This window comes from Streptomyces sp. NPDC058758 (assembly GCF_042746075.1).
In the GTDB taxonomy this organism is placed as follows: Bacteria; Actinomycetota; Actinomycetes; order Streptomycetales; family Streptomycetaceae; genus Streptomyces.
In genome coordinates this window covers 22,594-34,781 of the sequence record NZ_JBHYPS010000059.1, presented here as the reverse complement: position 1 = coordinate 34,781, position 12,188 = coordinate 22,594, and the positions used below count along the sequence as shown (strand labels likewise).

Sequence of the window (12,188 nt, the reverse complement as noted above, 5' to 3'; positions counted from 1 at the left end):
GCCCCGCCCCCCCCCGCCCCCGCCCGCGCCCCCCCCCCCCCCCCCCGGGCCGGGGGGGCTCAGGCCTGCCCGCCCGCCCCGGGGAAGCGGTAGTGGGCGCGGACCAGGCCCTGGGGGTCGCGGAGCAGCAGGTCCACACCGGTCTCGCCCGACTCCGCGCGCCACGGGTGGCGGAAGGCGTCGTGCTGTGCCGAGGCGCTGCCCGCGCGGTGCCGCGCCCCGCCGGCCTCCAGCGCGGCGGCCACGGCCTCCACGCCCTCGTGCACGCCGTTCTCGTCGACCAGGAGCGCGCCGGGCAGGTAGAGGTCGGCGACCTCCTTGCGCAGCACCTCGGCCCCGGCCGCCACCGCGGCCAGGTACCGGTCGGCCTGGGCGTCGAGCCCGGCGTCCGAGGCCGGCGGCTCGTTGAACTGGTAGTCGGTGGTGATCCGGCCCTCGTCGTCCAGCAGCACCACGTCGAAGCCGACGGCGAGCACGTTCTCGCTGTCGCCCGGCGTCATCACCCAGGTGAAGGCCACCGCGCCGTGGTGGCCGACCGGCTCGCCGCCGGCCCGGAAGCGCAGTCCCTGGCCGGCCACGAACTGGTCGTACGCCTCGGTCACCCGGGCCACCAGGCTCTCGGTGCCGCGGAAGCGGCGGGTCTGGGTGTGGTGCAGTCCGTCCGGTGTCCACAGCGCGGCGACCGCGGTCCGCCGGGCGGCGGGGTCGGGCTCGTTCCAGACGGCGACGTAACGGTCCAGCAGTTCCTTGGCACTCACGTGCGCACTCTCTTTCTCGCCGGCGGTGAGCCCGGGGCGGCTCGGGGGACGCGCCGCCCCGGGAGTTCACCGGGGATGGTTCACTTGCCGTCGTTCGTCCTGGGCAGCGCCTGGACCAGGAGGGCCAGGGCGGCGGCGACCCCGATGAGGAAGACGATCCCCATGTCGAAGGCGTGGGCGTAGGCCGACGCGTCGGGTGCGTCGCCCAGTGCGTTGTAGAAGATCACGCCGATCACCGCGACGCCGATCGAGTTGCCGATCTGGAGGCCGGTGGTGAGCACGCCGGAGGCGGAGCCCGCGTACTGCGGGTTGACCCGGGCGAGGACCGTGGAGGCGAGCGGTGCGACCGCCAGGCCCATGCCGGCGCCGTCGATGACCAGTCCGGGGATGAGCCAGGCGACGCTGCCGCCGTCGCCGAGCCGGGCGACCGTGATCCCGAGGACCGCCAGGCCCACGGCCATCAGCAGGCCGCCCACGGCCAGCACCTGGCGGCCGAGCTTCGCGGCGAACTTGGTGGCGTTCATCGAGGTGTACATGTAGCCCGCGCCGATGGCGGCGAAGAGCAGGCCCGCCTCCAGCGCGGACAGGCCCCGGCCGGCCTGCATGTACAGGGCGAGCACGAGGAAGAAGGACGCCTGGCCCATCCAGAAGACCAGCTGGCAGGCGAGGCCGACGACGAAGGCGCGGTCGCCGAACATGGAGATGTTCACCAGCGGGGAGCCGCCCTTCCCGGCGATCGACCGCTCGATGGCCACGAAAGCGGCGGTCAGCACGACGAACGCGCCCAGGGACAGCCAGGTCCACAGCGGCCAGCCGGCCTCACGGCCCTCGATCAGCGGCAGGACCAGGGCGACCAGGGCGAGGGTGACCACGACGACGCCGAGGAGGTCCAGCTTGGGCCGTCCCTCGGCCCGCGCCTCGGGCACCACCTTCACCGTCAGCGCCATGATGACCAGGCAGAGCGGCAGGTTGACCAGGAAGCAGGAGCGCCAGCCCCAGCCGGCGATGTCGGCCTCGATCAGCAGACCGCCGATGAGCTGGCCGAAGACGGCCGCGAGTCCCATGGCCAGGCCGTAGCCGGCGAAGACCTTGAGCCGTGCCGCGCCGGTGAAGATCGTGCCCAGCAGCGCCAGCACCTGGGGCGCGAGCAGCGCCGCCGCGAGGCCCTGGAGCACCCGCGAGAAGACCAGGAAGCCGCCCGACTGGGCGATGCCGCAGAGCAGCGAGGCGACGGTGAACAGGCCCAGGCCCAGCAGGAACATCTTGCGGCGGCCGTACAGGTCGCCTAAGCGGCCACCGGTGATCAGGCCCACGCCGTAGGCCAGGCCGAATCCGGCGACCACCCATTCGATGGCGGACGCGGTCGCCTTCAGATCGGTCTGCAAGGAGGGAATGGCGACGTTGACGATGAAGAAGTCGAGGGTGGTGATGAAGACACCGGCCAGCACGGTCGGCAGGATCAGCCGGTGCGGTACAGCCGGACTCCCGGCCGTGGGCGCGGGCGGTGGCGGCGCGGCGGGGCTGCGGTTGGTCTCGGTGGTCATTCTTCGTACTCCCGATCGATCACAGGATGTGTGAAACCCGGCTCGCCCGCGGCCGGGCAGACAGGTGTCCGAGTGCCCGTCCAGACTCTCGTCCGGTGATCGGAGAGGTCAATTACCTGCCAGGTAATCACCGGGGCCGGCCGCCGCGTCCCGGCCCGCAGCCCCGTGCACAGGGACGCCGGAAGCGCTCCAGTGGTTGTCCAGGCGGGATCAGCAGCGCGTCAGGACCCGGTCAGAGCGGACTGCAATCATCGCATCCGATTTCGCCTCCCAAAGATTTCGATTACCTTTCCGAAGGGTCCGCGAGATGAATCCCGGAAAAAATTTCCACAGCTATGGGCTGTTTATTGCGGGGAAAGACGTCGAGGGCGACGGCTGGGTCTACACCGTGAGCGCGAAGTCGCTCCTCGAAGACGTCTTCACCAGCGTCAGCCTCAAGCGCACCCTCGAAAAGGACGCGGATTCACCCGCCGCGGACCACCCCTACGTCATCGGCCGCTGCGCCATCGCCGACGACGCGGCCATCGACCTCGCCAGTGAGGCCGCCGCCGCGGCCGCCCCCGGCTGGGCCGCGGTCCCGCTGGAGCGCCGGCTCCGCCTCGGCACCCGTTTCCGCGAGGAACTGCTGCGCCGCCAGGACGAGTTCGTCGACATGCTGGTCGCCGAGTCCCACCCCGTGAAGCTGGCCCGCTGGGAGCTGAGCTGCCTGCTCCAGATCTACAGCGAGGAGAGCATCGGCTGGTACGCCCGCCAGATGCACACCGAGTTCGAGCAGGGCGGCCGCCGGCTCATCGTCCGCCGCCAGCCCGACGGCGTGGTCGCCTTCAACCCGCCGCAGAACGCGCCCGCGCCCAGCGCGGCCCTCGCCGTCCTCGCCGTGATGGCCGGGAACGCGGTCGTGGTCCGCGCCCCGCGCAGCATCGCCCTCTCCACGCTCTGGGTCCTCCGCGACGTGGCCGCGCCCCTCCTCGACGAGGTGGGCGCCCCGCCCGGCACCCTCAACGTCGTCTGCTCCAACCCGAAGCAGACCCTGGACCGCTGGATCACCAGCCCCCTGATCGACGACATCTTCTACATCGGCGGCAGCAAGGAGGGCCTGCGCTTCCAGGAGCAGTGCGTCGCCCACGGCAAGAAGCCGATCCTGGAGCTCGCCGGCAACGACGGGATCATCGTCTGGAAGGACGCCGACCTCGCCTACGCCGCGGAGGCGATCACCGAGTCGTTCTACGGCTCCGGCCAGATCTGCATGGTCCCCAACTACGTCCTCGTCCACCCCGACGTCGCCGACGACCTCATCGCCGAAGTCCGGCGGCAGGTCGCCGGCGTGCGGCCCGGCTACCCCGACGAGGAGGACGTCCTGCTCTCCCCGGTGCGCCGCACCGAACGCTTCTTCGGCCTGCTCGATCGGGCCCTGGAGCAGGGCGCGGAGCTGATCAGCGGCGGCAGGCGCACCGAACTGGACGGCACCCCCTCCGAGACGGGCGTCTTCCTCCAGCCGACCGTGCTCCGCGTCGACGGCCTGGCCGCCGCCCGCGAGCACGACGTGGTGCGCCACGAGACCTTCTTCCCGCTGCTGCCGATCGTCGTCGCCGAGCCGGACGACGACGAGGTCCTGCTCGACCGCTTCCTCGACTTCGTGAACTCCAACGAGTACGGGCTGCGCAACTCCCTGTGGGCCAAGGACGAGAACGTCGTCGACACCTTCGTCCAGCGGGTGGTCAACGGCGGCCTGCTCAAGGTCAACGACTCCCACATCGGCTTCCTGCCCTACCTGCCCAGCCACGGCGGCACCGGCCTGACCGGCGGGGTCTTCGGCGAGGCCAACTACCCGATGCTCAAGACCTCCCACGTCCAGGGCGTCAGCATCGCGCGGGACGTCAGCCCGCACCGGACCGTCTTCGGCGACTGACCCGCCCCCCTGACGACCTCCGCGGAGCGGCCGGCCCGCGCCCCGACGCCCGGCCGCCCCGGCCCGCCGCCCCGATCCCCTCCGAGCCCCTCCGATCCCCTCCGCGACCGACGCTGAACGAGGTGACACCCGTGCGATCTCTCGATGCCGCCCGCGACGTCTGCGAGCGCTTCCATCCCGGCCTGGTGAAGGCGCTGTCCGACCTGTCCTTCGAGGAGCGGGAGGCGGCCGACAGCCCGGTCGTGGACCTCTTCCGGGCCGCTTCCGGCGTCGGACTGCTCGTCCCCACCGAGTACGGCGGGCTGGGCGCCGACCCGGTCGACGCCGTCCACGTCCAGCGGGCCGTCGGCGCGCTCTCCCCGTCGCTCGCCGTGGCCTCGACCATGCACCACTTCACCGCCGCGATGCTCTACGCGCTCGCCGACGGCCCCGGCCGCCTCACCCCCGCCCAGACCGCGCTGCTCCACACGATCGTCCCCGAGCAGAGGCTCATGGCCTCCGGCTGGGCCGAGGGCCGCACCCAGCAGAACATCCTCACCCCGGCCGTCACCGCCACCCCGGTCGACGGCGGCTACCTCCTCAACGGCTCCAAGAAGCCGTGCAGCCTCTCCCGCTCGATGAGCCTGCTCACGGCCAGCATCTCGGTCCCCGGCGCCGACGGCGCTCCCGAGCTGGCCCTCGCACTCGTCGACGCCGACGCGCCCGGCCTCACCCGGCACCCCTTCTGGGACACCGAGGTCCTCGCCGCCGCCCAGAGCGACGAGGTCCGCCTCGCCGACGTCCTCGTCCCCGAGGACCGGGTCGTCCGCACCACCGAGGACGACCCCGGCCGCATCGAGGACCTCCAGAACGCCGGCTTCGTCTGGTTCGAGATGCTGGTCTCGGCCGGCTACGCGGGCGCCGCCGCCGGCCTGACCGAGGAGGTGCTCGCCCGGGGACGCGGCAGCGCCGGCGAGCGCGGCGCCCTGCTCGTCCGCACCGAGTCCGCCTTCCACCTGCTCCTGGGGGTCGCCCGCGCGGTGCGCGACGGCGTCGGCGGCGAGGAGGCCGTCTCCCAGGTGCTGATCGCCCGGTTCGCCGCGCAGGAGGCCCTGTCGCTCGCCACCCAGCAGGCCCTCGAACTCCTCGGCGGCATCGACTTCATCCGCTCCTCCGCGCACCTGCGGACGGCCGCCTCGGTGCGCCCGCTCGCCTTCCACCCCCCGTCGCGGGGATCCGCGGTCGAACCGCTGCTCGCCTACGCCGGCGGCGGCCCGCTCGACCTGTCCTGATCCCGCGGCAGTCCCTCGTCCCGCCCCACGGACCGAAAGCGAGAGAGACACCGATGACCACCAGCGCCGGCGCCCCGGCCGACCGGGAGGCGGAGATCCTCCGGCTCTACCGGGCCCACCTGAGCAAGGGCCGGGCCACCCTGGCCGAGCTCTTCGGAACCCACATGGAGGTCGAGTCGCAGGGTGCCTGGCTGACCACCTCCGACGGCGAACGCTTCCTCAACGCGGGCGGCTACGGCGTCTTCATCATGGGCGCCCGCCACCCCCTCGTCATGGAGGAGGTGCGCCGGCAGCTGGAGACCCACCCCGTCGCCACCCGCATCCTCCTGGAGCCCACCGTCGCCCGCGCCGCCGAGGCCCTGGTCTCGATCGCCCCCGAGGGCCTCGACCGCGTCCACTTCGCCCTCTCCGGGGCCGAAGCGGTCGAGACCGGCCTCAAGCTGGCCCGCGCCAACGGCCGCAAGCGGACCGTGTCGATGAAGGGCGGCTACCACGGCAAGACGCTCGGCGCCCTCTCGGCCACCGCCAAGGACGTCTACCAGGCGCCCTTCCGGCCCCTCGTCCCCGACTTCGTCCACCTCCCCTTCGGCGACGTCGACGCCCTGCGCGCCGAACTCTCCCGGCACCCGGGCGAGGTCTGCGTGATCCTCGAACCGGTGCAGGGCGAGGGCGGCGTCGTCATCCCGCCCAAGGGCTACCTCAAGCAGGTCGAGGAGGCCGTAAGGGAGTTCGACGGCTTCCTCATCCTCGACGAGGTGCAGTCCGGCTTCGGCCGGCTCGGCGAGTGGTGGGGCCTCGACACCGAGGGCGTCCGCCCCGACGTCCTGCTCGCCGGCAAGGCGCTCGGCGGCGGCGTGGTCCCGGTCTCCGCGGCCCTCGCCACCCGCGAGGCGTTCCGGCCCTTCGACAAGGACCCGTACGTCCACACCGCCACCTTCTCCGGCCAGCCCCTGCTGATGGCCGCCGTCCAGGGCGCCGTCCGCGCCCTGCGGGAGGAGGAACTGGTGCCCCGCGCCCGCGAACTCGGCGCCCGGCTCCTCCCGCGGATCACCGAGATCGCCCGCCGCAACATCCCCGACCAGCTCGTCGAGGTGCGCGGCCAGGGCCTCCTGATCGGCGTCGAGCTGATCGAGCCGGGACTCGCCGGCGAACTGCTCATCGAGCTGTTCAACCACGGCGTGGTCGCCAACCACTCGATGAACGGCTCCTCCGTGGTGCGGTTCACCCCGCCCGCGATCCTCACCGACCGGGACGTCGAATTCCTGCTCGACTCCTTCGACAAGGCCACCTCCGACCTCCTCGGGCGGTCGGCCACGATGCCCGAGGGGGGCAACTGACCATGCGACACGTCGAACTCCACGCCCTGGTGCGCGACGCCTCCGCCGAGGAGGTCTTCCGGACCGTCCCGCGCTGGGAGCGGTACCCGGAACTCGCCCCCCACGTGCGCTCGACCGAGGTGCACGCGACCCTCCCCGAGGCCGTCGGCAGCTCCAGCTGGGAACTGCACTTCCGCAGCGGCCTGCTGCGCTGGACGGAGCAGGACACCTTCCTCCCCGACCGGCTGGAGATCCGGTTCGAGCAGACCGACGGCGACTTCGACGGCTTCGAGGGCGTCTGGACGCTGCGCCAGGAGGGCCCGGACGTCTCCGTCGTCTTCACGGCCGACTTCGACTTCGGCATCCCGAGCCTCGCCAGCATCCTCGACCCGATCGCCGAACGCGTGATCCGCGAGACCGTCGCCTGGGCCCTCACCGGCTTCTTCCCCGGCCGGACGGTCCTCCACACGGACGTCGCCCTCGACGCCGCGGCCGCCCCGGGCGCGGGCTGAGCCGCCGCCCGCGGCGGACCGGGGGCCCGCCGCCCGCCCCGTACCCCTCCCGTCAGGAGTTCACCCGTGGACCAGGCAAACCCCTTCGAGACGCCGAAGACCTTCTCGCTCCACCGCGCCGAGTACCTGGTCGGCCTCGCGGTGACGACCGGTCTCCTCGTCCTGCACTTCGACGAGATCCGCTGGCTGCCCGCCATCGGGCTCTTCCTCTACATCGACCTCATCGGCTACATCCCCGGCGCCCTCGCCTTCCGCAAGGCCGGGGGAAGACCCATCCACAAGGGCTACTACGTCGCCTACAACGTCATGCACAGCCTGATCACCCAGGGCGCCGTCGCCGCCCTGTGGTGCTGGCTGGTCCGCCCCGAGTGGGCGCTGCTGGTGCTCCCCTTCCACCTCTTCGGCGACCGGGGCCTGTTCGGCAACTTCATGAAGCCCTTCGCCCTGCCCTTCGAGCCCGTCCGGCAGCCCGGCTACCTGCGCCTCCTGGACGACCTCGGCCTCCCGCACCCCAAGCCGGCCGGCCACACCGAGACCCCGGCCCCCGTGGGACACGTCCCCGGCGCCGCGGCCGGCCCGCGCGAGGAGACCGTCCCGGCCGGCGGAGGGGTGACCCGGTGAACAGGATCACGCTGCGCGAGCGCCGGAGCGCCCAGGACCGGGCCCTGCGCCGGCTCGCCTCCCTGGTGTCGGTGCTCACCGCCGAACACGAGGGCCACCGCCACGGCACCACCGTCAGCACCGTCGTCCGGATCTCCCACCGCCCCCAGGTCCTGGGCGTGTGCCTCAAGCCGGACTCGGTCCTGGCCAAGCTCGCCACCGCCGAGGGCCGCTTCGCGGTCAACGTGCTCAGCGGCGGGCAGGGCCGCCTGGCCCGCCACTTCGCCGACACCTCCCGGCCCGACGGCGCCGCCCAGTTCCACGGCGTCGACTGGGACCCCGCCGCCTACTCCGGGGCGCCGCTCTTCCGCGGCGCGCTCGCCCACTACGACTGCCGGGTGGTCGGCTGCTTCCGGGTCGGCGACCACGAGCTGCTGCTCGGCGCCGTCGTCCACGCCGCCACCGCCGAGGGGGACCCGCTGCTCAGCAGCGCCGGGGAGCTCTTCGCCGGAAGGCTCATCCCGGTCGCGGAGTACGGGGAGGGCGTCCCGGCCGGCGACGGTCCCGCACCGCTCCCCACCGGTCCGCGCCCCGCCCCGTCCGCCAAGGAGAACGTGCTTTCATGAACACGCCCACCGCCAAGGAAGCCGACTGGGACACCGCCCCCGGCCTGCTCGACGGGGCCAGGGAACTGACCCTCGGCCCGGACCGCTGCGACCTGGCGTACTGGTTCACCGAGGTCGCCCAGGGCACCCTCCGCGACCGCGGCGCCACCGGCCACCACGAGAAGGCCGGCGTCCCGGACTTCCTCCGCCGCCCGGGCCCGCTCCGCGAGGCGCTCGTCCTGGAGTTCGGCTTCCGCGGCCTCTCCGAGGAGATCGCCACCCGCCTGCTGGGCCACTACGTCTCCCGCGCCCCCTCCGTCCCGGAGATGGAGTTCTACGCCACCCAGCTCATGGACGAGGCCCGGCACGCCCGGGTCTTCCGCAACCACCTGGTCGAGCTCGGCCTGCCGGAGCGCACGCTGCTCGCCGACATCGACGCCATGGCCGCCGACTACCGGCGCGAGGTGCTCCAGCCCGTCGAGGACTTCACCCTGGAGATCATCCGCGACCGGAACGACTTCTACGGCGGCGTGGCCGTCTTCGCCATCGTCATCGAGGGCGTCCTCGCCCCCGCGGCCGAACTGAGCGAGCGCAAGTGGACCCCGCTGTCCGACGCCACCCAGGAGATCTCGCGCGGCACCGCCATCGACGAGATCCGGCACCTCACCGTCGCCAGCACCATCCTGCGCGACCACCTGCGGAAGCACCCCGAGTACCTGCCCCGCCTCCGCGAGATCCTCGCCGCCGGCACCGAACTGTGGGACCGGGTGCCCGACCGGCCGTACGTGCTCCACCGCGAGGAGCTCTTCCAGCAGGGCATGGCCGAACAGGCCGAGCGCATCGGCGACTACGAGGTCTGGCCCGGCGTACGGCTGCTCGACACCACCCCCGAGCAGCGGTACGACATGGCCGAGCGGTGGACCGACGAGATGGCCGCGAGCCGCATGGCCTACATGGGCCTGCCCCTGGACGCGACCGTGCGGAGCGGGCGTCCGTGAACGGCGCCGCCCTCCCCGCCGGCCCCGGGCCCCGCACCGGCCGCGTCTTCACCGCCCCCGCCGGACGGGCGCCCGTCCTCGCCGGGGTCGGCGGCCACGTGCCGCCCACGGTCGTCACCAACGCCGACCTGGTGGCCAGGCTGGACACCTCCGACGACTGGATCCGCACCCGGACCGGCATCGCCACCCGGCACGTCGTCACCCCCGGCACCGCCACCTCCGACCTCGCCGTCGAGGCCGGGCTGCAGGCCCTCAAGTCGGCCCACGACTCCCAGGTCGACGCGGTGGTCCTGGCGACCACCACACCCGACCACCCCTGCCCTGCGACGGCCCCGGCGGTCGCCGCCCGGCTCGGTCTCGGAGGCGTCCCCGCCTTCGACGTCGCGGCCGTCTGCGCCGGCTTCCTCTACGCCCTCGCGACCGGCGCCGGCCACATCGCCACCGGCCTCGCCGACCGCGTCCTGGTCATCGCCGCGGACGCCTTCACCACGATCGTCGACCCCGACGACCGCGGCACCGCCGTGATCTTCGCCGACGGCGCCGGAGCCGTGGTGCTCCGCGCCGGCACCGCCGGCGAACCGGGCGCCCTCGGCTCCCTCGTCCTCGGCAGCGACGGCGAACTGAGCGACCTCATCACCGTCCCGGCCGGCGGCTCCCGCCAGCGCGCCTCCGGCCTCGCCCCCCGGCCGGGCGAGGAGTACTTCCGGATGGCCGGCCGGGCCACGTACCGGCACGCGGTGGAACGGATGACCGCGGCCTCCCTGCACGCGCTCGCCGACGCCGGCTGGCGGCCCGGGGACGTCGACCGCTTCGCCGCCCACCAGGCCAACGCCCGCATCCTCGCCGCCGTCTCCGAGCGGCTCGGCATCGGGCCCGCGCGGCAGCTCTCCAACATCGAGCACGTCGGCAACACCGGCGGCGCCTCGATCCCGCTCCTTCTCGACCAGAGCGCCGCCGACGGCAGTCTGAAGGCCGGCGACCGGCTGCTCCTGACCGCCTTCGGCGGCGGTCTCTCGTGGGGCGCGGCAACCCTCACCTGGCCCGAGCTCCAGCCCGGTCCTGGGCCGCACCCCACCTCCCGCACCACCTGACGACCACTCACCGGAGAGGCAGAAGCGCCATGTTCGAGCAGCTGAAGGAAATCCTGGTCAACAAGCTCAAGGTCGACCCCGAGCAGATCACCCTGGAGGCCACCCGGGAGGACATCGAACTCGACTCGCTCGCCGTCGTCGAGCTGTCCCTGGTCCTGGAGAACGAGCTGGGCGTCGCCGTCTCGGACGACGCACTCCTGGAGGCCGAGACCGTCGGCGACATGCTGGCGCTGATCGAACAGGGAAGCGCGCGGGTGTGATGACCGGCACCGACATCGCCGTCACCGGTCTCGGCCTGGTCACCCCGGCCGGGATCGGCACCGCCGCGAGCTGGGCCGGCGTCCGCGCCGGGCGCCCGGCCGCGGCGGCCGACCCCGCCCTCGACGGCCAGCTGGTCACCATCTCCTGCCGGGTGCCGGGATGGGACGCGGACGCGCTGCTCGGCGCCCGCCGGGCCCACCGGCTCGACCGCTTCACCCAGTTCGCGCTGGTCGCCGCGGCCGAGGCGCTCGCCGACGCCGGCCTCGACCCGGCCACCTGGGACGGCGCCCGCGTCGGCGTGGTCCTCGGCTGCGCCGACGGCGGACCCGGCACCGTGGAGCAGCAGCACCGGGTGCTGGTCGAGCACTCCCCGCGCCACGTCTCCCCGCTGCTGCTGCCCATGCAGCTGCCGAACATGCTCGCCGGCCAGACGGCCATGGAGTTCGGCGCCACCGGCCCCAACCTGGTGGTCGCCACCGCCTGCGCCTCGGGCACCACGGCCATCGGCACCGCCCGCGACCTCCTCCTCCTCGACCGGTGCGACCTCGTCCTCACCGGCGGCAGCGAAGCCATGATCACGCCCCTGGTGATGGCCGGCTTCGCCCGCATGGGCACGCTCTCGTCCCGCACCGACGATCCGGCCGCCGCCTCCCGCCCGTTCGAGACGGACCGCGACGGCTTCGTGGCGGGCGAGGGCGCCGGGGTGCTGGTGCTCGAACGCGCCGCCGACGCCCGCGCCCGCGGCGCCCGGATCCGTGCCCGCGTCGCCGGGTACGGCGCCTCCGCCGACGCCCACCACCTCACCTCGCCGCACCCGGAGGGCGCCGGCCTGGAGGCGGCGGTGCGCGCCGCGCTCGCCGACGCCGGCTGCCGTCCCTCCGACGTCGGCCACGTCAACGCGCACGGCACCGCCACCCGCCTCAACGACCTCACCGAGGCCAAGGTGGTGCGCCGCGTGCTCGGCGACCCCCTCGTCACCTCCACCAAGGGCGTCACCGGCCACCTCCTCGGCGCGGCCGGCGCGATCGAGGCCGCGTTCACCGTCCTCGGACTGGAGGAGCAGGTGGTGCCCCCCACCGCCAACCTCGACGTCCCCGACCCCGACTGCGGCCTCAAGCTCACCACCACGGTCACCACGGCCCGCTACGACCTGGCCCTGAGCAACTCCCTCGGCTTCGGCGGCCAGAACGCGGTCCTGGCCCTCGCCCGCGCCTGAGCCCGGTCGGAGGCACGCCCCGCCGCCCGGCCCCCGGCCGAGCCACGCCGCCGGTCCCCCGGCCGATCCCCGCCCGCCCCGCCGCCCGCACCGCGCCCCGCCCCGCC

The 12,188-nt window shown here is 73.6% G+C and carries 12 protein-coding genes; 10 read left to right on the top strand and 2 right to left on the bottom strand.

Annotated elements, in window-relative coordinates:
• Positions 1-59 precede the first annotated feature (59 nt).
• Both ACFW6A_RS36745 and ACFW6A_RS36740 read right to left on the bottom strand, forming a co-directional pair.
• Positions 60-758 carry a hypothetical protein gene (locus ACFW6A_RS36745; protein WP_386481222.1) on the bottom strand — a complete coding sequence of 233 codons (699 nt, stop codon included), beginning with the start codon at positions 756-758 and terminating at the stop codon, positions 60-62.
• An 80-nt stretch (positions 759-838) separates the two neighbouring features.
• A complete protein-coding gene (locus ACFW6A_RS36740) occupies positions 839-2,302 on the bottom strand; it encodes an MFS transporter (RefSeq protein ID WP_351853042.1) in 1,464 nt (487 codons plus the stop codon).
• Positions 2,303-2,609: 307 nt separating this feature from the next.
• On the opposite strand from ACFW6A_RS36740, the gene ACFW6A_RS36735 reads away from it, so the two are divergent.
• The 10 genes from ACFW6A_RS36735 (at position 2,610) to ACFW6A_RS36690 (ending at position 12,081) form a co-directional block, all read left to right on the top strand.
• On the top strand, positions 2,610-4,211 hold the full coding sequence (locus tag ACFW6A_RS36735) for an aldehyde dehydrogenase (protein ID WP_351853045.1): 1,602 nt from the start codon (positions 2,610-2,612) through the stop codon (positions 4,209-4,211).
• Positions 4,212-4,342: 131 nt separating this feature from the next.
• Complete coding sequence (locus tag ACFW6A_RS36730; RefSeq protein ID WP_351853047.1) at positions 4,343-5,482, top strand: acyl-CoA dehydrogenase family protein; 1,140 nt, start codon at positions 4,343-4,345, stop codon at positions 5,480-5,482.
• A gap of 53 nt (positions 5,483-5,535) precedes the next feature.
• On the top strand, positions 5,536-6,819 hold the full coding sequence (locus ACFW6A_RS36725) for an aminotransferase class III-fold pyridoxal phosphate-dependent enzyme (protein WP_351853049.1): 1,284 nt from the start codon (positions 5,536-5,538) through the stop codon (positions 6,817-6,819).
• Between the two features lie 2 nt (positions 6,820-6,821).
• Positions 6,822-7,310 (top strand): SRPBCC family protein, encoded by a 489-nt coding sequence (locus ACFW6A_RS36720; protein WP_351853051.1) that lies wholly within the window; start codon positions 6,822-6,824, stop codon positions 7,308-7,310.
• Between the two features lie 66 nt (positions 7,311-7,376).
• Positions 7,377-7,931, top strand: coding sequence for a hypothetical protein (locus tag ACFW6A_RS36715; protein WP_351853053.1), 555 nt, complete (start codon positions 7,377-7,379; stop codon positions 7,929-7,931).
• Positions 7,928-8,536 (top strand): flavin reductase family protein, encoded by a 609-nt coding sequence (locus ACFW6A_RS36710; protein WP_351853055.1) that lies wholly within the window; start codon positions 7,928-7,930, stop codon positions 8,534-8,536. Before ACFW6A_RS36715 ends, ACFW6A_RS36710 begins: the two co-directional genes overlap by 4 nt.
• On the top strand, positions 8,533-9,513 hold the full coding sequence (locus ACFW6A_RS36705; RefSeq protein WP_351853058.1) for a VlmB-like protein: 981 nt from the start codon (positions 8,533-8,535) through the stop codon (positions 9,511-9,513). The genes ACFW6A_RS36710 and ACFW6A_RS36705 overlap by 4 nt, the downstream gene beginning before the upstream one ends.
• Entirely contained in the window at positions 9,510-10,604 is a 1,095-nt protein-coding gene (locus tag ACFW6A_RS36700) for a beta-ketoacyl-ACP synthase III (RefSeq protein ID WP_386646058.1), read from the top strand. The genes ACFW6A_RS36705 and ACFW6A_RS36700 overlap by 4 nt, the downstream gene beginning before the upstream one ends.
• A gap of 29 nt (positions 10,605-10,633) precedes the next feature.
• On the top strand, positions 10,634-10,864 hold the full coding sequence (locus ACFW6A_RS36695) for a phosphopantetheine-binding protein (protein ID WP_351853064.1): 231 nt from the start codon (positions 10,634-10,636) through the stop codon (positions 10,862-10,864).
• Positions 10,864-12,081: a beta-ketoacyl-[acyl-carrier-protein] synthase family protein gene (locus tag ACFW6A_RS36690; RefSeq protein WP_386646055.1), complete on the top strand. Its 1,218-nt coding sequence runs from the start codon at positions 10,864-10,866 to the stop codon at positions 12,079-12,081. The genes ACFW6A_RS36695 and ACFW6A_RS36690 overlap by 1 nt, the downstream gene beginning before the upstream one ends.
• Positions 12,082-12,188 lie beyond the last annotated feature (107 nt).

Coding starts and splice junctions, on each gene's coding strand:
- ACFW6A_RS36740 (WP_351853042.1), bottom strand. CDS start 2,302: ATGACCACCGAGACCAACCGCAGCCCCGCCGCGCCGCCACCGCCCGCG.
- ACFW6A_RS36735 (WP_351853045.1), top strand. CDS start 2,610: ATGAATCCCGGAAAAAATTTCCACAGCTATGGGCTGTTTATTGCGGGG.
- ACFW6A_RS36725 (WP_351853049.1), top strand. CDS start 5,536: ATGACCACCAGCGCCGGCGCCCCGGCCGACCGGGAGGCGGAGATCCTC.
- ACFW6A_RS36720 (WP_351853051.1), top strand. CDS start 6,822: ATGCGACACGTCGAACTCCACGCCCTGGTGCGCGACGCCTCCGCCGAG.
- ACFW6A_RS36705 (WP_351853058.1), top strand. CDS start 8,533: ATGAACACGCCCACCGCCAAGGAAGCCGACTGGGACACCGCCCCCGGC.
- ACFW6A_RS36695 (WP_351853064.1), top strand. CDS start 10,634: ATGTTCGAGCAGCTGAAGGAAATCCTGGTCAACAAGCTCAAGGTCGAC.
- ACFW6A_RS36690 (WP_386646055.1), top strand. CDS start 10,864: ATGACCGGCACCGACATCGCCGTCACCGGTCTCGGCCTGGTCACCCCG.